This window comes from Pseudomonas rhizoryzae (genome assembly GCF_005250615.1).
Lineage (GTDB): Bacteria > Pseudomonadota > Gammaproteobacteria > Pseudomonadales > Pseudomonadaceae > Chryseomonas > Chryseomonas rhizoryzae.
Map to the genome: position 1 here is coordinate 1 of NZ_SULM01000002.1, position 17,298 is coordinate 17,298.

At 62.9% G+C, this 17,298-nt stretch carries 18 protein-coding genes; 4 read left to right on the plus strand and 14 right to left on the minus strand.

Annotated features, from left to right (window positions below; translation table 11 throughout):
• Window positions 1-208 precede the first annotated feature (208 nt).
• From pdxJ to rpoE, 10 genes are all read right to left on the minus strand, one after another.
• Window positions 209-949: a pyridoxine 5'-phosphate synthase gene (pdxJ, locus tag FAZ11_RS02470; protein WP_058774208.1), complete on the minus strand. Its 741-nt coding sequence runs from the start codon at window positions 947-949 to the stop codon at window positions 209-211.
• Entirely contained in the window at window positions 942-1,637 is a 696-nt protein-coding gene (gene recO, locus FAZ11_RS02475) for a DNA repair protein RecO (RefSeq protein WP_081320081.1), read from the minus strand. Before recO ends, pdxJ begins: the two co-directional genes overlap by 8 nt.
• A 5-nt stretch (window positions 1,638-1,642) precedes the next feature.
• The gene (gene era / locus FAZ11_RS02480; RefSeq protein WP_058765194.1) at window positions 1,643-2,548 is read right to left on the minus strand and encodes a GTPase Era; all 906 of its coding nucleotides are present in this window, start codon (window positions 2,546-2,548) and stop codon (window positions 1,643-1,645) included.
• Window positions 2,541-3,230, minus strand: a complete 690-nt coding sequence (gene rnc, locus FAZ11_RS02485) for a ribonuclease III (protein ID WP_058765196.1) — start codon at window positions 3,228-3,230, stop codon at window positions 2,541-2,543. The genes era and rnc overlap by 8 nt, the downstream gene beginning before the upstream one ends.
• Window positions 3,227-3,622 carry a DUF4845 domain-containing protein gene (locus FAZ11_RS02490; protein WP_058774210.1) on the minus strand — a complete coding sequence of 132 codons (396 nt, stop codon included), beginning with the start codon at window positions 3,620-3,622 and terminating at the stop codon, window positions 3,227-3,229. The genes rnc and FAZ11_RS02490 overlap by 4 nt, the downstream gene beginning before the upstream one ends.
• Entirely contained in the window at window positions 3,619-4,470 is an 852-nt protein-coding gene (lepB, locus tag FAZ11_RS02495; RefSeq protein ID WP_058765200.1) for a signal peptidase I, read from the minus strand. Before lepB ends, FAZ11_RS02490 begins: the two co-directional genes overlap by 4 nt.
• Window positions 4,471-4,475: 5 nt before the next feature.
• Entirely contained in the window at window positions 4,476-6,275 is a 1,800-nt protein-coding gene (gene lepA, locus FAZ11_RS02500) for a translation elongation factor 4 (RefSeq protein WP_058765202.1), read from the minus strand.
• Between the two features lie 147 nt (window positions 6,276-6,422).
• Window positions 6,423-7,841 carry a DegQ family serine endoprotease gene (locus FAZ11_RS02505; RefSeq protein WP_058765273.1) on the minus strand — a complete coding sequence of 473 codons (1,419 nt, stop codon included), beginning with the start codon at window positions 7,839-7,841 and terminating at the stop codon, window positions 6,423-6,425.
• Between the two features lie 221 nt (window positions 7,842-8,062).
• Entirely contained in the window at window positions 8,063-8,590 is a 528-nt protein-coding gene (locus tag FAZ11_RS02510; RefSeq protein ID WP_058765204.1) for a sigma-E factor negative regulatory protein, read from the minus strand.
• 33 nt (window positions 8,591-8,623) lie between these two features.
• Window positions 8,624-9,205: an RNA polymerase sigma factor RpoE/AlgU gene (rpoE, locus tag FAZ11_RS02515; protein WP_026083736.1), complete on the minus strand. Its 582-nt coding sequence runs from the start codon at window positions 9,203-9,205 to the stop codon at window positions 8,624-8,626.
• Window positions 9,206-9,533: 328 nt separating this feature from the next.
• On the opposite strand from rpoE, the gene nadB reads away from it, so the two are divergent.
• On the plus strand, window positions 9,534-11,156 hold the full coding sequence (gene nadB / locus FAZ11_RS02520; protein WP_058774211.1) for an L-aspartate oxidase: 1,623 nt from the start codon (window positions 9,534-9,536) through the stop codon (window positions 11,154-11,156).
• Here nadB and FAZ11_RS02525 read toward each other — a convergent pair.
• Both FAZ11_RS02525 and FAZ11_RS02530 read right to left on the minus strand, forming a co-directional pair.
• Entirely contained in the window at window positions 11,113-11,565 is a 453-nt protein-coding gene (locus tag FAZ11_RS02525) for a protein YgfX (RefSeq protein WP_058768290.1), read from the minus strand. The genes nadB and FAZ11_RS02525 overlap by 44 nt on opposite strands.
• Window positions 11,549-11,806 (minus strand): FAD assembly factor SdhE, encoded by a 258-nt coding sequence (locus FAZ11_RS02530; protein ID WP_058765226.1) that lies wholly within the window; start codon window positions 11,804-11,806, stop codon window positions 11,549-11,551. The genes FAZ11_RS02525 and FAZ11_RS02530 overlap by 17 nt, the downstream gene beginning before the upstream one ends.
• A 122-nt stretch (window positions 11,807-11,928) precedes the next feature.
• On the opposite strand from FAZ11_RS02530, the gene ygfZ reads away from it, so the two are divergent.
• A complete protein-coding gene (ygfZ, locus tag FAZ11_RS02535) occupies window positions 11,929-12,846 on the plus strand; it encodes a CAF17-like 4Fe-4S cluster assembly/insertion protein YgfZ (protein ID WP_058765228.1) in 918 nt (305 codons plus the stop codon).
• A 39-nt stretch (window positions 12,847-12,885) separates the two neighbouring features.
• A complete protein-coding gene (locus tag FAZ11_RS02540; protein ID WP_058765230.1) occupies window positions 12,886-13,719 on the plus strand; it encodes an HDOD domain-containing protein in 834 nt (277 codons plus the stop codon).
• A gap of 166 nt (window positions 13,720-13,885) precedes the next feature.
• Here the strand turns inward: FAZ11_RS02540 and FAZ11_RS02545 are convergent, their stop codons facing one another.
• Both FAZ11_RS02545 and FAZ11_RS02550 read right to left on the minus strand, forming a co-directional pair.
• Window positions 13,886-15,289: a sensor histidine kinase gene (locus FAZ11_RS02545; RefSeq protein ID WP_058774212.1), complete on the minus strand. Its 1,404-nt coding sequence runs from the start codon at window positions 15,287-15,289 to the stop codon at window positions 13,886-13,888.
• Window positions 15,282-15,953 (minus strand): response regulator, encoded by a 672-nt coding sequence (locus tag FAZ11_RS02550; protein ID WP_058774213.1) that lies wholly within the window; start codon window positions 15,951-15,953, stop codon window positions 15,282-15,284. Before FAZ11_RS02550 ends, FAZ11_RS02545 begins: the two co-directional genes overlap by 8 nt.
• Before the next feature lie 327 nt (window positions 15,954-16,280).
• Here FAZ11_RS02550 and FAZ11_RS02555 point away from each other — a divergent pair, with 327 nt between their 5' ends.
• The gene (locus FAZ11_RS02555; RefSeq protein ID WP_058765236.1) at window positions 16,281-17,261 is read left to right on the plus strand and encodes a Bug family tripartite tricarboxylate transporter substrate binding protein; all 981 of its coding nucleotides are present in this window, start codon (window positions 16,281-16,283) and stop codon (window positions 17,259-17,261) included.
• Window positions 17,262-17,298: the final 37 nt, after the last annotated feature.

Here is a 17,298-nt window from a genome sequence, read left to right on the forward strand (position 1 = left end):
CGCGGCAGCGGGAGGCGAATCCTACAGCATCCTAAGACGCTGTCAACCCCTCCCCTTTCACTTCGTCATCGCCGAAGACGTTGACCAAGCGGCGAGGACTCCGTTGACCCCTCGCCCGACTCAGACCTAAGTGCTTGATTTTCAAGCCCTTCACCGTCTGCGCCGGAAGTGGGGCGCATTATAGGGGAGTTTCGGAGGGCGTCAACACTTATTTTACAGCTGCGTTACAGCGGATCAGCTCAGCCATGTCCTTGACGGCCTGCTTGAAGCCAACGAAGACCGCCTGGGCCACGATGGCATGGCCGATGTTCAGCTCGTTGATACCGGGCAGCGCCGCTATCGACTGGACGTTATGGTAGTGCAGACCATGGCCGGCATTGACGACCAGTCCGAGACCTTTCGCGAATTCGACCGCCGTCGCTAGACGCTGAAGTTCGCTGGCCTGCTCTTCCAGGGTCGTTGCCTCTGCATAGCGGCCGGTATGCAATTCGATCACCGGGGCGCCACTGTCCTTGGCGGCCTGAATCTGCGCCAAATCGGGATCTATAAAGAGAGAGACTTCCGAATCGGGTAGCGTAGCGATGGCGTCGCGGATGCGTTCGAGCTGACCGCACACTTCCAGACCGCCTTCGGTAGTCAGCTCTTCCCGGCGCTCGGGCACCAGGCAGACGTGCTCGGGACGTATCTCCCGGGCGAACGCCAGCATCTCCGGCGTCACGGCGATTTCAAGATTCATCCGGGTCTGCAGGAGTTCGCGCAGCAAACGCACATCCCGCTCCTGGATGTGCCGACGGTCTTCCCGCAGATGCAGGGTGATGCCATCGGCGCCAGCCTCTTCGGCATCCAACGCCGCCTTGACTGGATCGGGATAGCGCGTACCTCTGGCTTGGCGCAGGGTGGCGACATGATCGATGTTGACGCCCAACAGAACACGACGAAGTTCATTCATGGCTGGATTCACTTGGCTTGGCGAACAATTCGCGACTCATCAGGGGTTTGCTGCCCAGGTGGGGAGCCAGGGCTTGGCGCATCAGGCGCTTGGCCGCTCGAACGACGGTAGGATCGTCCCATTCCCCTCGCTCGAGTGCCAGGATTTCAGCGCCGGCCAGGCAGCCTGGCCGGACTTCGTCCACGGCTTCGAATCCCTGATCCGGAAGAAAACGATACAGGCGCTGCGCCTCGATGGCTTGGCCATCCAGGGCCTGGGTGAGGGAGAAGCCGTAGCCGAGCAGATCGAGCAGACGCCACTCGAAGGTACGCAACAAGGGCTCGACGGGGCGACCCTGAGCCAAGGCCGCAAGGGTCAGGCCGTAGAGTTCGAAGAGCGCCGGGTAAGGATCCTCGGCGGGCAGGAGCCGTACCAGCAACTCATTCAAATAGAAGCCACTGAACAACGCCTGCCCCTGGAGCAGATAAGGCGGCGCCAGGGCGGCCACCTTTTGTAGGTTCTTCAGCTCGCCTCGACCAGCCACATGGGCCTCGAGGGGAATGAAGGGTCTGGCCAGACTGCCGGAGCGTGAACGGGCGGCGCGCAGTACCGTGCGTACCCGGCCAAAGGCGCCGAATACGTCGACCAGCGCGCTACTTTCCCGATAGGGGCGTGAATGCAGGACGAACAGCGGCTCGGACGCCTGCATCATCGCTAGAGGTCGGAGTAACCCAGGGAGCGCAGGGCGCGCTCGTCATCGGACCAGCCGCCTTTGACCTTGACCCAGAGGTTGAGCATCACCTTGGCGTCGAACAGGGTTTCCATATCCTGGCGAGCCTCCTGGCCGATCCGCTTGATACGCTCGCCGGCCTGGCCGATGAGGATCTTCTTCTGGCCATCGCGCTCGACCAGGATCAGGCCGTGGATGTGAAGCACCCCGTTCTCGTACTTGAACTCCTCGATCTCGACGGCGACCTGGTAGGGCAACTCGGCCCCCAGCTGACGCATGATCTTTTCGCGGATCAGCTCTGCCGCCAGGAAGCGACTGGAACGGTCGGTGATTTGGTCTTCGGGGAAGAAATGTTCCCCTTCCGGCAGACGCTCGGCGACCAGTTCCTCGAGCGCTTCGAGGTTGTGGCCGTGTTGCGCGGAGATGGGAATCAAGACGGCTTCCGGCAATTGCTCCTGCAGCCATTGCAGATGCGGCAACATGTCGGCCTTGTCTTCCAGGCGATCCATCTTGTTGACGGCGAGCAGTACCGGGCACTTCACGAAGCGTACTCGCTCCAGCACCATCTGGTCTTCGTCGGTCCAGCGGGTGCGATCGACCACGAACACCACGACATCGACGTCACGCAGCGCAGTGACGGCGGTCTTGTTCATGAAGCGATTGAGCGCCTTCTGGTTTTCCTTGTGCAGGCCGGGCGTATCCACATAGATGGTCTGCACCTCGCCCTCGGTCTTGATGCCGAGCATGTTGTGGCGAGTGGTCTGCGGCTTGCGCGAGGTGATGGCCAGCTTCTGCCCGAGGATATGGTTGAGCAGGGTGGACTTACCGACGTTGGGACGACCGACGATGGCCACATAGCCGCACCGCGGTGCCTTCAGCTCATCATTCATGACCATTCTCCACACCCAAGGCGATCAAGGCCGCCGAGGCAGCTATCTGTTCGGCAATGCGGCGACTGGCGCCCTGCCCCGTCGTCTTTTCGCTCAACATGGCAATTTCGCATTCGACGAAGAACACCCGGCAATGCGGCTCTCCTTCGATGGCGACCACTTCGTAGCGCGGTAGCTCGCAAGCCCGCGCCTGCAGGAATTCCTGCAGCCGAGTCTTGGGGTCCTTGTTGGTATCCACCGGCGTCAGCTCGCGCAGTTGCGGACCGAGCCAGGCCATGACCCGCTCCTTGACTGCCTCCATGCCGGTATCCAAATAGATGCCGCCAATCAGGGCTTCCATGGCATCGGCGAGGATGGATTCGCGGCGGAAGCCACCACTCTTCAATTCACCGGAGCCCAGCCGCAAGTAGTCACCCAGCTCGAAGCTACGGGCGAGCAGGGCCAGGGTCTCCCCCTTCACCAGTTTTGCCCGCAGGCGGGACAGCTGGCCTTCGCGGGCCTGGGGAAAGTGGTCGTAGAGGGCTTCGCCGATGATGAAGTTGAGGATGGCGTCACCGAGGAATTCCAGGCGCTCATTGTTGCGACCAGCAAAACTGCGATGCGTAAGGGCGAGCAGCATCAGGTCCGGGTCCTGGAAGGTATAACCCAGCCGACGCTCGAGGCGATCTAGAGATAAAGTCACGGGAGATTTATACGGAAATCACGGTTGAAACGAACGACCAGATCGATGTTGCGGATCAGGTGTTCACGTTTTTCATAGTCGAGGTGGATCTGCAGGTGATTACCGTCGGCTTCGACGCGCATGGCCTTTTGCAGATCGAGATCACGGATGTCATTCACCTGCATTCCCTTCTCCACATAGCTGTAGACGTCGGACACGCTGCGAATCTGGTTATCGGAGTTGGTGCCGATGGATTCGATGACCTTGGTCAGAGCATTGTAGTCCAGGTAATCGGGAATGAGCTTGAATGCCGTGCTGGCCAGGAAGGCGATGATGCAGAGTGCGAGCAGACCACCGAGAAACGACAGCCCTTGCTGACGCGACGGAAGGGAACGCACACTGCGATCAATCATCGGATGATACCTACGCGGGACAGGGTGGGCAGGTGCTGCAGCTTGGGCTCCGGCCAGCTCAACCAGATGGCGAAGGCCTTACCGACGATATTGCGATCCGGAACCATGCCCTGCAAATCCTTCGGAATGTTAGGGTCGTCCCAGTAGCGGCTGTCGTTGGAGTTGTCGCGGTTGTCGCCCATCATGAAGTAGTGGCCGGCAGGTACCTTCCACTCGCGGGCAGGCCCACTGTAGCGGTTGTCTTCCAGGCGGATCAGGTGTTGGACCTTGCCCAGCTGCTCGCGGTAGAGCTTGACGCTGCCCAGGGAGCCGGGCTCTTCGCCGACCAGTTGCCGGGGAACCAGCTCGCCATTGATATAGAGCTGCTTGTCGCTGGTGTAACGGATGGTGTCGCCGGGTATGCCGATCACCCGCTTGATGTAGTTGACGCTGGGATCGCTGGGATAGCGGAAGACCATGACGTCGCCGCGCTGCGGATCACCCACCGGAATGACCTTGAGATCGGCTACCGGCAGGCGGATGCCGTAGGCGAACTTGTTCACCAGGATGAAATCGCCCACTTCGAGGGTCGGGATCATGGAACCCGACGGGATCTGGAAGGGTTCGACCAGGAAGGATCTCAGGATCAGGACGATGGCCAGGACGGGGAAGAAAGACTTCCCGTACTCGACCAGGGCCGGTTCCTTGTTGAGTTGCGACAGCACCGTCGGGTCCGGCTCACTGACCTGTTGACCGTAGGTCTGGATCGCCTTGCGACGGCGCGGTGCGAGCACCAGCAGATCGATGAGCGCCAGGGCGCCACAGATGGCGACGGCGAGTACCAACAGCAAAGGGAAGTTGAAAGACATGGGCTTTAGCTGTCCACCTTGAGCACGGCCAGGAAGGCCTCCTGAGGAATCTCTACGCTACCGACCTGTTTCATGCGCTTCTTACCCGCCTTCTGCTTTTCCAGCAGCTTGCGCTTACGGGAGACGTCACCGCCGTAGCACTTGGCCAGGACGTTCTTGCGCAACGCCTTGACGGTGGTACGGGCGACGATCTGGCCGCCGATGGCCGCCTGGATCGCCACGTCGAACATCTGCCGCGGAATCAGCTCTTTCATCTTTTCGGTCAGGGCCCGACCCTTGTAGTGTGCCTTGTCCCGGTGAACGATCAGCGCCAGGGCGTCGACCTTCTCGCCGTTGATGAGCACATCGAGCTTGACCAGGCTGGCGGCTTCGAAGCGATCAAAGCTGTAGTCCAGCGAAGCATAACCACGGCTCACCGACTTCAGGCGATCGAAGAAGTCCAGTACCACCTCGTTCATCGGCAGATCGTAGCTGACCTGCACCTGGCTGCTGAGGAACTGCATGTCGCGCTGGACGCCACGCTTCTCGATGCACAGGGTGATGACGTTACCCAGATGCTCCTGGGGTACCAGGATATTGGCACGCACGATGGGCTCGCGCATCTCGGCGACGGAGGCGAGATCGGGCAGCTTGGAGGGATTGTCGACGTAGATGATCTCGCCGTTCTTGAGCACCACCTCGAAGACCACGGTGGGCGCCGTGGTGATGAGGTCGAGATCGTATTCCCGCTCCAGGCGCTCCTGGATGATCTCCATGTGCAGCATGCCAAGGAAGCCGATGCGGAAGCCGAAGCCGAGGGCTTCGGAGCTTTCCGGTTCGTACTGCAGCGCCGCATCGTTGAGGGTGAGTTTCTGCAGGGCCTCGCGGAAATCCTCGAAATCGTCGGAGCTGACCGGGAACAGGCCGGCGTAGACCTGCGGCTTGACGCGCTGGAAGCCCGGCAGCATGGCCACGTCCGGGGTGGCGCTGAGGGTCAGGGTGTCACCGACCGGCGCGCCGAGGATTTCCTTGATGCCGGCGATGATGAAGCCCACTTCGCCCGCCTTGAGGTCGGCCGTCTCGGTGTGCTTGGGCGAGAAGACGCCGACGCTGTCGACCTGGTGCACCTTGCCGGTGGACTTGACCAGGATCTTGTCGCCCTTCTTGACCCGTCCGTGCTTGACGCGCACCAGCGAGACGACGCCCAGGTAGTTGTCGAACCAGGAGTCGATGATCAGCGCCTGCAGCGGGGCATCGATCTCGCCCTCGGGCGGAGGGATGACCTTGACCAGTTGCTCGAGCACCTCGGGCACGCCCATGCCGCTCTTGGCACTGCAGGGCACGGCGTCGGTGGCATCGATCCCGATGATGTGCTCGATCTCGGCCTTGACCTTGTCCGGCTCGGCCTGGGGCAGGTCCATCTTGTTCAGGACCGGCATGACCTCGAGGCCCTGCTCGATGGCGGTGTAGCAGTTGGCGACCGACTGAGCTTCCACACCCTGCCCGGCGTCCACTACCAGCAAGGCACCTTCGCAGGCGGCCAGGGAGCGGCTGACTTCGTAGGTGAAGTCGACGTGGCCTGGCGTGTCGATGAAGTTGAGCTGGTAGGTCTTACCATCCTGGGCGTTGTAGTACAGCGTGACGCTGTGGGCCTTGATGGTGATGCCGCGCTCGCGTTCCAGATCCATGGAATCCAGAACCTGGGCCTCCATTTCCCGGTCGCTCAAACCACCACAGATCTGGATGAAGCGATCCGCAAGGGTCGACTTGCCGTGATCGATATGGGCGATGATGGAGAAATTGCGGATATGGCTCAGATCACTCACGAATCAGCACTCGAATAGCCAGCAGCGGAACATCCGCCGGGAAAATAGCGGGGGAGTTTACCTGAATGCGGCAAACAAGGGGACTCGCGCCGTTCGAGTGGACAAAAAGAAGGGGCAGTCGCCTGCCCCTTCTGTCATTGGATGCCGTTATTTGGCCGGCAGCTTGAAGGTGATGAAGCTGGCGCGTCCGTCACGCATGACACGCATGGAGATCGAACGACTGGTGGGCAGCGACGAGGCGATCTTGTCGAAGGACTTGGCCGAATCCACCGGTTGGTTGTCCAGATGGGTGATGACATCCCCCGGACGCAGGCCGATAGCAGCTGCCGGACCGGTATCGCTGACGTCCTTGATCACCACGCCGCCGGTGATATCGAGATCCTTCTTTTGCTCGGCGCTGAGGGTAGCGACCGCCAGACCCAGACGGTTGCTGGAACGGCTGGAGCCCGGCTCGCCATTGGCAGCGACGCTGTCGTCCTTGGGCATATCGCCCACGGTGACGTTCAGGGTCTGACGCTTACCGTCACGAATGATCTCCATATCGGCCTTGGCGCCCGGCTTGAGATTGCCGATCAGGTGCGGCAGATCAGCCGACTCCTCGATCTTCTGGCCATTGACCGAGAGAATGACGTCGCCAACCTTGATCCCGCCCTTGGCCGCAGGACCATTGTCGAGTACCTGGGCAACCAATGCGCCAGCTGGACGATCGAGCCCGAAGGACTCGGCCAGACCCTTGTCGACTTCCTGGATGACCACGCCCAACCAGCCACGGCTGACTTTGCCGTCGGTACGCAACTGGTTGGCCACATTCATGGCGACGTCGATCGGGATGGCGAAGGACAGGCCCATGAAGCCGCCCGAGCGGGTGAAGATCTGCGAGTTGATCCCGACCACTTCACCCTTGAGGTTGAACAACGGGCCACCGGAGTTGCCCGGGTTGATGGCGACGTCGGTCTGGATGAAGGGGACGTAGCTTTCGTTCGGCAGACTGCGACCCTTGGCGCTAACGATACCCGCAGTGACCGAGTGGTCGAAGCCGAAGGGCGAGCCGATGGCCAGCACCCACTCCCCAACCTTGAGGTTATCGGAATTGCCGATCTTCAGCGTCGGCAGGTTCTTGGCGTCGATCTTGAGCAAGGCGACGTCGGTGCGTGGATCGGCACCGACCAGTTTGGCCTTGTACTCGCTACGATCCGAAAGCCGGACAAGGATTTCGTCTGCATCGGCGACCACGTGGTTATTGGTCAGGATGTAGCCGTCGGGCGAAATGATGAAGCCAGAGCCCAGGGACTGTGCCTGCTCTTGCTTGCCGCGCGGACCGCGCGGTGCCTGTGGAATGCTGCGCTCGAAGAATTCGCGGATGCCAGGGGGCAGGCCATCCAGATCTGGCATGCCAGCAGTGGCGCGCCCCTCAGGGAGTTTCTGCCGGGTGCTGATGTTGACTACCGCAGGAGAGGCCGCCTCGACCAGGCCGGTGAAATCGGGCAAATCAGCCCGGGCTGCGGCTGCCAGCCCCATCAGCCAAAGCCCCATCAGGGCAGCCGTATAATGTTTGAAATTGCGCATGCGCATGCAGCTCCACTTTAATCCAGTGACATGAACTCATCGTTGGCGGCCTGCTCTCGCTTCATGACGAGCACAGTCCCTGACGACTGGCAGCAGAAATACCACGCCCTTGCTGAACGACAGCTTTCGTTGGATTTTGCGGGGATGAAGGGATCTGCCGACATAAAAAAACGGCGACCGGACGGTAGGTCCGATCGCCGTTTCGAGGCGAAGCCAGAGAATCAGCGCTGAACAGGAGTTTCCTGCTTAGCACCCGCGGCAGACTGATCGACCTTGTTGTCGGCAGCGGCCTTGGTGCTTTCTTCGCTGAAGCTGGCCAGCACCGCCGGGCTACGCGCCGGTTGCGGTGTGGTCAGTTGGCTGGGCGCCTGCTGAGCCAGACCCTGGGTGGCGACGTCGGACTGGTTGTACATCCGTACCCCTGCCAGTACGGCAAAGGTGACGGAGGCGGCAACCGCGACGCGACCGAGGCTCGCCCAGCGACTCTTGGCAGCCGGTGCGTCCGTAGCAGCCGCGGGGGCAGCAGCGACGTCGTCACGCTCCAACGTGGTGGTGACACCCTTGGCGATGTCCAGATTGGGCATCATGGGTTCGCCACGGATCACGGCACTGACCATGGCATAGCGCGACCAGGTGGCGCGCAGTTCTGGATCCTTGCTGACCTCGGACAGAACACGCCGGGTTTCGAATTCGTCCGCTTCGTTATCCATAACAGCGGACAGGGATTCCAGCAGGGCTTCACGACTCATACGTATTACCTCTCTAAAAGCTGTCGTCGCTGTCTATGCATCACGCAGCAGAGGCTGCAATGCTTTGTCTATCGCTTCCCGAGCCCGGAAGATCCGCGACCGGACCGTTCCCACGGGACATTGCATGACGTTCGCAATGTCCTCGTAGCTCAGACCCTCGAACTCACGAAGAGTCAGCGCAGTGCGCAGATCTTCCGGGAGTTGCTGGATGGTACGGTGCACGGTGGCCTCGATTTCATCCCGCAAAAGAGACCGCTCTGGGGATTCGATATCCTTTAGAGCATGGTCACCTTCATAAAATTCCGCATCTTCGGCGCTGACGTCGCTGTCCGGTGGACGACGACCCCGGGCAACCAGATGGTTCTTCGCCGTGTTGATGGCGATGCGATAAAGCCAGGTGTAGAAAGCACTGTCCCCGCGGAAGTTCCCGAGCGCCCGATAAGCCTTGATAAAAGCTTCCTGAGCGACGTCCTGGGCTTCCTGGGTGTCGTGTACGAAACGGACGATGAGACCGAGGATCTTGTGCTGATACTTGAGCACGAGAAGATCGAAGGCGCGTTTATCACCACGCTGCACACGCTCGACGAGCTGCTGATCCTGTTCCTGCGTCGGCAGGACTGGTTTGCTATCCTTGCCTTGCAGTTCGGTGTCGTCCTTGCCTTCACTCTCGAGGCGCGCTGCTAGACTGGGCTGTTGCACGAAAGTTCTCCCCTCCACAGCAGTTGATGAGCGAGCATTGAATTGCTGCTGATCGCTCCTGGGTATTGCTAGTTAGCTTTGGCAGACGTCCCACGCTCGCTCTAGGCATTCCGGCCGCACGGATGGGCAATTATCTGTACATGGACCGCGCTAAGGGTCTCCGAGTTCCCTGGCCGCCTTTGGTATGGCTATGCCGTCAGCCACCTTGTTCCTATACTCGCGCTCCCGGCGAGAAGGAAACGACATGGCGCGTCATCTGGAATTCGATGTCCTGGTTATCGGCAGTGGCGCGGCAGGCCTGACGCTCGCCCTCAATTTGCCGGCGACGCTGTCGATCGCAGTCTTGAGCAAGGGCGAACTGGCCCATGGCTCGACCTACTGGGCGCAGGGTGGCGTCGCCGCCGTGCTGGACGAGGGCGACACCGTCGAAGCGCATGTACAGGATACCCTAGTCGCGGGCGCCGGGTTGTGCGACGAGGAAGCCGTGCGCTTCACCGTGGAGCATAGCCGCGAAGCCATGCAGTGGCTGATCGACCAGGGCGTGCCCTTCACCCGTGAGTCGGCCGAGGGCAAGGGCGGGCTGGGCTTCCATCTCACCCGCGAAGGGGGGCATAGCCATCGCCGGATCATCCATGCGGCGGACGCCACCGGCATGGCGATCTTCGACACCCTGCTGCGCGCCGCCGAAGGCAGGTCCAACATCCAGTTGTTGAGTCAACGCGTGGCGGTGGATCTGATCACCACGGAAAAACTCGGCAGACCCGGCTCACGCTGCCTGGGCGCCTATGTGCTCGACCGGACCAGCGGTCAGGTGGACACCCTGCACGCGCGCTTCACCGTGTTGGCGACGGGCGGCGCCAGCAAGGCGTATCTCTACAGCACCAACCAAGACAGCGCCAGCGGCGACGGTATCGCCATGGCCTGGCGGGCGGGTTGCTCGGTGGCGAACCTGGAGTTCAACCAATTCCACCCCACCTGTCTCTACCACCCCCATGCGCAGAGCTTCCTCGTTACCGAGGCCCTGCGCGGCGAGGGCGCGGTGTTGCGGCTGCCGGATGGCGAGCGCTTCATGCCGCGCTTCGACGAGCGCGCCGACCTGGCGCCGCGGGACGTGGTGGCGCGCGCCATCGACCATGAGATGAAGCGCCTGGGCATCGACTGCGTGTTTCTCGACATCAGTCACAAGCCGGCGGACTTCATTCAGGAACATTTCCCGACGGTATACGGCCGCTGCCTGGAGCTGGGCATCGATATCACCCGTGATCCGATACCGGTGGTGCCTGCGGCGCACTACACCTGCGGCGGCGTACGCGTCGACGAGCACGGACGCTCGGATCTCGCCGGCCTCTACGCCATCGGCGAAACGAGCTGTACCGGGCTGCACGGCGCCAATCGCATGGCGAGCAATTCGCTACTCGAATGTTTCGTCTACGCGCGCTCGGCGGCGCTGGACATCCAGGCGCAGCAGGCCCGGATAGAGATGCCCCGCGACCTGCCCGACTGGGACGCCAGCCAGGTGACGGACTCCGACGAGGACGTAGTGATCGCCCACAACTGGGACGAATTGCGCCGGTTCATGTGGGACTATGTCGGCATCGTGCGCACCACCAAGCGCCTGGTCCGCGCCCAGCATCGCGTCCGCCTGCTGATGGACGAGATCGACGAGTTCTACAGCAACTACAAGGTCAGCCGCGACCTGATCGAGTTGCGCAACCTGGCGCAGGTGGCGGAGCTGATCATCGAGAGCGCCCTCGCCCGCCGGGAAAGCCGCGGCCTGCACTTCACCCTGGACTATCCGCAGACCGACGAGCACGCCCAGGACACTATTCTGGTACCGCGAACCGGCGGGGCGCGAAGCGAAGCCTGACGCGCAGGCGGCGATGGGCAGCCACGGAGAGGCTATCCCGGGCGATGCATAGACTGCGGGTACGCCTTTCGCCGGGCAGGCGATAGCGCAGCACCACGAGCAACGGCAGGGCCAGGCTATCCGGGCGCAACTGAACGCCACGCCAGCCACTGGCCGGGGACCAGAGCTGCCAGCCCTCGGCAGCGTGGCGCAGACGCCGCGGCATTTCGGGATGCCCTTGCTGGAGTTGGCGATAGCGGACGCGGTGCCACGACCAGAGCACGAGCAGCGTCAGGAGAGCAGTGAGGGTCCAGGGCAGCGCGGCCAACCAGAGACTGACCAGCGCGACGACCGCGACCAGCGCATGCAGCCGCAGGAGCGTCGGCGAGGCGCTCCAGCTGCATTCGAAGGGCTCAAGCCGGCTGGACACGGTCCAGAATCATGCGCACGATGATCCGCAGGTCGGCGTCGTCCGGCTCGCCGCGCTGCATGAACCAGTGGAACATGTCCTGGTCTTCGCATTCGAGCAGCTTGCGATAGCGTGCCTGATCCTCGGCGCCGAGCGAGGCATAGACCTCCTGGACGAAGGGCACCAGCAGCACATCCAGTTCGAGCATGCCGCGACGGCTATGCCAGTACAGTTTCTTGAGTTCGGTAGCTTCGGTACTCATGGGGACTCCTGCGACAATCGGCGCAGTATAAGCGCGAAGCGCCCCGCCGCGCAGTGCGCCTGACATTCCACCCCGGCGAGCCTATGATGGGCGGCTTCACACGACACGGAGCTGCAGCCGCAATGGCCGACTCGCCGTATTTCTGCCGCTTGACCCACGAAGGCGTCCTGGCCATCCGCGGGGTCGATGCGACCAAGTTCCTGCAGGGGCAGGTCACCTGCAATCTCAATTATCTCGCTGACGACCAGGCCGGCCTGGGCGGTCGCTGTACGCCCAAGGGGCGCCTGGTATCGAGTTTCCGCATCGTCAAGCAGCCCGATGGCTATCTGCTGGCGCTGGCCCGGGAGCTGGTCGAGCCGCAACTGGCGGACCTGAAGAAGTACGCCGTCTTCTCCAAATCGGTGCTCGCCGACGAAAGCGCCCAATGGCAACGCCTGGGTCTGAATGCTGCCGGCTTCGCCAGCGCCTATCCCCATGTCGCCCTGGCCGAGCAGGCCAATGGCGTGGCGCCGCTCGAGGGTGGCTTTGCCATCCGCCTGGAGGATGGCCGGGTCGAAGCCTGGCTCGCGGCGGATACCGCAGTGCCCGAGTTACCGGAGGAGACGCTCGACACCTGGCTGCTGGCCCAGGTCCGGGCCGGGGTGGGCCAGGTGTTCGGCGCGACTCGCGAGCTGTTCGTCCCACAGATGATCAATCTGCAGGCGCTGGACGGCGTGAGCTTTCGCAAGGGCTGCTACACCGGTCAGGAAATCGTCGCGCGCATGCAGTATCTCGGCAAGCTCAAACGACGTCTCTATCGCCTGGCCAGCAGTGGCGAGGCCCCGGCCGTGGGCACGGAATTGTTCTCGCCGGTGCACGGCAGCAGCGTCGGCGAGGTGGTGCTCGCCGCGTCTAGCACCGAAGGTTGCGAGTTATTGGCCGTGCTCCAGGGCGATGCCGTGGAGGATGGCCGGATCATGCTGGGCAGCTCGGACGGAGCAAACTGCCGTTTACTCGATTTGCCCTATTCACTCGATAGCGATCGTGAAATAAAACGCTGAAGGGTGGGATTGCCTTCCGCGCCACTACACAGGTATGTCATGACTCCTCTTGCTGAAAAAGTTGTCCAGGATCTCCTTCACGCGATAGATACCGATCGCGTGGTGTTGCCCACCCTGCCGGAGGTGGCGCTGAAGGTGAGAGAGGCGGCCGAGGACCCCAACGTCGGTGTCGCCGAGCTGAGCCGGGTGATCGCCATGGACGCGGCCCTCACGGCCCGTCTGATCAAGGTGGTGAACAGTCCGCTGCTGCGCACCAACAAGGAGATCACCGACCTGCAGCTGGCCGTCGGCCGCCTGGGCATCAACTACACCGCGAATCTGGCCACGGGCCTTGCCATGCAGCAGATGTTCCAGGCCACCAGCGACGCCGTGGACCGCAAGATGCGCGAGGTCTGGAGCCAGGGCACCGAGATCGCCGCCATCAGTCACGCCCTGTGCAAGAAGTACACGCGCCTGATGGCCGATCGCGCCCTGCTGGCGGGTTTGGTGCACCAGATCGGCGTGCTGCCGATCCTGACCTATGCCGAAGAACAGGAAGAGCTGCTGGCCAACGCCATCACCCTCGACCAGGTAACGGCGCGCATCCATCCACAGATTGGCGAGCGTATCCTCAAGACGTGGGACTTCCCTGCGGACATCGCCTGTGTGCCGCAAGAGCATCTGGCCCTGCAGCGGCAGCCGGCGGCGGCGGACTATGCCGATATCGTGCAGGTCGCTGCCCTGCTACACGCCGTGCGTCAGGGGCAGGTGCAGGACGCTTCGATAGCCACCCTCCCCGCCGGCATCCGCCTGGGCCTGAACAACCAGCCGGATCTACAACAGGATCCGGCGTTCTGGGAGGCGGTGGAAGGTTCGCGGACCTTGCTTGGCTAGTGTGGTGTTTCAGAAGTTCGCGCAAGAATTGGCGAGTGATTTTTGTTCCTGGGCCAGGCGCCGCGACGAGTCATAGCAGGGCTATGGCGAGGAGTGGCAACGCCGCCCAGGGACGAAAAGCGCCGCCAAAATTGTGTAGATAACTTCTGAAACACCACACTAGGTTCTAGGCTTCCACGGCGGGAAACTCCACCCGTACCCGCAACCCACCCAGGGCCCCATCGAGCAATTGGATACGGGCCCGGTGGGCAGCACAGATCTCGCCGACGATGGCGAGGCCCAGACCGGCACCGCCGGACTGCGGATCCAGCCGCTGAAAGCGCTCGAACACCCTGGCCCGAGCGTTGGCCGGAATGCCGGGGCCGTCGTCCTCGACCTCCAGGACCGCCGGCGCCAACACCCGCACGACGATGTTGCCGTCTGGCCGACTGTGCGCCAGGGCATTTTCCACCAGGTTGCAGAGCAATTCGTTGAGCAGCGTGGGTTCGCCGATCACCGTGCCCTTGGCGAAGGGTTCGAAGGCCAGGGCGACCCCCTTGGCATGGGCCAGGGGCGCCAGCGCCATGGCCAGTTCCCGCGCCAACTCGCTGAGCTCCAGACGCTCGGCGCCGCCCTCGGCGATGGCCTGGGCGCCGCTTTCGATGCGCGCGAGGGACAGCAGTTGATTGGCCAGGCGAGCCAGGCGGTCGGTGCTGGTGCGGGCCTCTTCCAGCGTGGCGTACCAGGCTTGGGCGTCCTTCTCGCGTAGTCCCAGTTCGACCCTGGCCTTGATCGCCGCCAGGGGGGTACGCAATTCGTGGGAGGCATTGGCGATGAAGTCGGCCTGGCGCTCGAACAGACGTCGCAATCTCAGGGTGAAACCTTCTAGGGCATGCACCAGCGGCAGCAGCTCCTGGGGCGCGCGAACATCGGGCAAGGGCCGTAGATCGTCGACGCCACGTTCCTCCACCGCCTGGCGCAGGCGCTCCAAGGGGCGCAGGGCCGCGCCGACCGCCATCCATACCAGCAGGATGGCGCCCAGCCCCATCAGGCCCAGCCGGATCAGGGTGTCGGTGAGCAGGCTGCGGGCCACATCCTCACGCGCCTCGGAGGTTTCGGCGACGCGGATCTCGGCCATGCCGGTGAGATCGGGCTCGCTGACGGGCTGGGCCAGGCTGACCACCCGCACGTCCTTGCCGCGATAGGTGCTGTTGTAGAAACGCGCCAGGGCGGGATAGTCGCGGGTCAGGCCGGCGTCGGCGGGGGGCGGTGGAATGTCTTCGTAGCCGGAGATCAGCCGGCCGCGGGTATCCAGTACCTGGTAGAAGATGCGGCCGACGTTGTCGTAGGCGAAGTTGTCCAGGGCGATATAGGGAACGTCCGCGCGCAGGGTGCCATTGCTGGCCGAGAGGCCGGCGGCGATGGTACGGGCCGACGCCAGCAGGGTGCGGTCGTAGGCGACGTCGGCCAGGCGGCGGCCGTTGAGGTAGGCCGCCAGGCTGCTGATCGCCAGGACCACCGCCAGTAGCATGACCATGCGCAGCAGCAGCCGGCCACGCAGGCTACCGGTCGCGCTGAGCGCTTCAGCCATGCTGTTCTTCCAGCAGATAGCCGAGGCCACGGAAGGTGACGATGCGCACGGCGCCGGCTTCGAGTTTCTTGCGCAGGCGATGCACATAGATCTCGATGGCCTCGGGACTGGCCTCTTCGTCCAGGCCGAAGACCTGAGCGGCCAGTTGCTCCTTGCTCATGACCCGACCGGGCCGGGCGATCAGCGCCGCCAGTACGGCGTGTTCACGCGAAGTGAGCGACAGCGCCTCCTCGCCCAGGGTGAAGCGGGAGGTGTTGAGATCGTAGATCAGCGGACCGCAGCGCTGCTGGCGGTCGCCGCCCAGTACGCTGCGGCGCAGCAGGGCCTTGACCCGCGCCTCCAGCTCGGTGAGTTCGAAGGGCTTGGCCAGGTAGTCGTCGGCGCCCAGGTTGAGGCCCTGGACTCGATCCTTGACCTCACCCCGGGCGGTCAGCATCAGCACCGGCAGGCGATCGCCCCGCTCGCGCAGGCGCGCCAGGACGTCGAAGCCATCCATGCGCGGCAGGCCGACGTCGAGGATGGCCAGGGCATAGCTTTCGCTCTGCAAGGCCAGATCGGCGGCGACGCCATCGGTGAGCAGATCGACGTTGAGCCCGGCATTCTTGAGCGCCTGGGCGACGCTTTCGGCCAGGGGCGGATGATCTTCGACCAGTAGGATGCGCACGCTGACAGCTCCCGCTCAAGAGGCTCAAAAGCTCAGAGTCTACCGGGATAAGCACCGCCTGGCCTCCCGCGCCTGACAGGCAATCATTGCCTTTCACGACTGAAAGGCTAGTGAAAGCTTGGCGGACTAGAGTCGAAGGTAGCGGTGTTCACACCGCCTCTTGCTTGCCAAAGCGCCACCCCTGGTCGGCCTACAACAATAACAAGCGGAACGACATCCATGCTCGCCCTCACACTCTTACTCCGTCCTTTCCCTGCATCGCCTCCCTGGCGAGTCTGAGCCGTGTCCGCCTGTCAGCTTCTATACAATTACAAAAGGAAGACGTCGATGAGCACCACTCTGCGCAACCTGACCCTGACCGTCGCAGCTTCACTGCTGCTGTCCTCGCAGGCGATGGCCGAACCCAAACGCCCCGAATGTATCGCCCCGGCCTCTCCCGGTGGTGGCTTCGACCTGACCTGCAAACTGGCGCAGAGCGCGCTGGTGGAAAGCAAGTTGCTGGAGAAGCCCATGCGCGTGACCTACATGCCTGGCGGCGTGGGCGCGGTGGCCTACAACACCGTGGTGGCCCAGCGTCCGGCAGAAGGCGGCACCATCGTGGCTTTTTCCAGTGGTTCGCTGCTGAACCTGGCCCAGGGCAAATTCGGTCGCTTCGACGAGAAGGCGGTTAAATGGCTGGCCGCCGTCGGTACCAGCTATGGCGCCATCGCGGTCAAGGCCGACTCGCCCTACAAGACTCTGGGTGATCTGGTCGAGGCGCTGAAGAAGGACCCGAGCAAGGTGGTGATCGGCTCCGGCGGCACCGTGGGCAGCCAGGACTGGATGCAGACCGCGCTGATCGCCAAGGCAGCGGGCGTCAATCCCAAGGATCTGCGCTACGTGGCCCTGGAAGGCGGCGGCGAGATCGCCACCGCACTGCTGGGTGGCCACATCCAGGTAGGTAGCACCGACATCTCCGACTCCATGCCCCACGTCGAGAGCGGCAACATGCGTCTACTCGCGGTCTTCGCCGAAGAACGTCTGGACGAGCCGGCAATGAAGAACATTCCCACCGCCAAGGAGCAGGGCTTCGACATCGTCTGGCCGGTGGTACGTGGCTATTACCTCGGCCCGAAGGTGAGCGACGAGGACTACAACTGGTGGAAGACCAGCTTCGACAAGCTGCTGGCCTCCGATGACTTCGCCAAGCTGCGTGACCAGCGCGAACTCTTCCCCTTCGCCATGACCGGCCCCGAGCTGGACGCCTATGTGCAGAAGGAAGTCGCCCGCTATCGCGGCATGGCCAAAGAGTTCGGCCTCATCCAGTAACCCGGCGAGGGCGACGCCTCTGGGCGTCGCCTGCGGA

Excerpts from the sequence above, each read along its gene's own strand:
- ygfZ (WP_058765228.1), top strand. The coding sequence starts at position 11,929 with ATGGCCGACTCGCCGTATTTCTGCCGCTTGACCCACGAAGGCGTCCTG.
- FAZ11_RS02540 (WP_058765230.1), top strand. The coding sequence starts at position 12,886 with ATGACTCCTCTTGCTGAAAAAGTTGTCCAGGATCTCCTTCACGCGATA.
- pdxJ (WP_058774208.1), bottom strand. The coding sequence starts at position 949 with ATGAATGAACTTCGTCGTGTTCTGTTGGGCGTCAACATCGATCATGTC.
- FAZ11_RS02505 (WP_058765273.1), bottom strand. The coding sequence starts at position 7,841 with ATGCGCAATTTCAAACATTATACGGCTGCCCTGATGGGGCTTTGGCTG.
- FAZ11_RS02555 (WP_058765236.1), top strand. The coding sequence starts at position 16,281 with ATGAGCACCACTCTGCGCAACCTGACCCTGACCGTCGCAGCTTCACTG.
- FAZ11_RS02545 (WP_058774212.1), bottom strand. The coding sequence starts at position 15,289 with ATGGCTGAAGCGCTCAGCGCGACCGGTAGCCTGCGTGGCCGGCTGCTG.
- nadB (WP_058774211.1), top strand. The coding sequence starts at position 9,534 with ATGGCGCGTCATCTGGAATTCGATGTCCTGGTTATCGGCAGTGGCGCG.
- FAZ11_RS02490 (WP_058774210.1), bottom strand. The coding sequence starts at position 3,622 with ATGATTGATCGCAGTGTGCGTTCCCTTCCGTCGCGTCAGCAAGGGCTG.
- FAZ11_RS02530 (WP_058765226.1), bottom strand. The coding sequence starts at position 11,806 with ATGAGTACCGAAGCTACCGAACTCAAGAAACTGTACTGGCATAGCCGT.
- FAZ11_RS02510 (WP_058765204.1), bottom strand. The coding sequence starts at position 8,590 with ATGAGTCGTGAAGCCCTGCTGGAATCCCTGTCCGCTGTTATGGATAAC.
- recO (WP_081320081.1), bottom strand. The coding sequence starts at position 1,637 with ATGCAGGCGTCCGAGCCGCTGTTCGTCCTGCATTCACGCCCCTATCGG.
- lepB (WP_058765200.1), bottom strand. The coding sequence starts at position 4,470 with ATGTCTTTCAACTTCCCTTTGCTGTTGGTACTCGCCGTCGCCATCTGT.
- era (WP_058765194.1), bottom strand. The coding sequence starts at position 2,548 with ATGAATGATGAGCTGAAGGCACCGCGGTGCGGCTATGTGGCCATCGTC.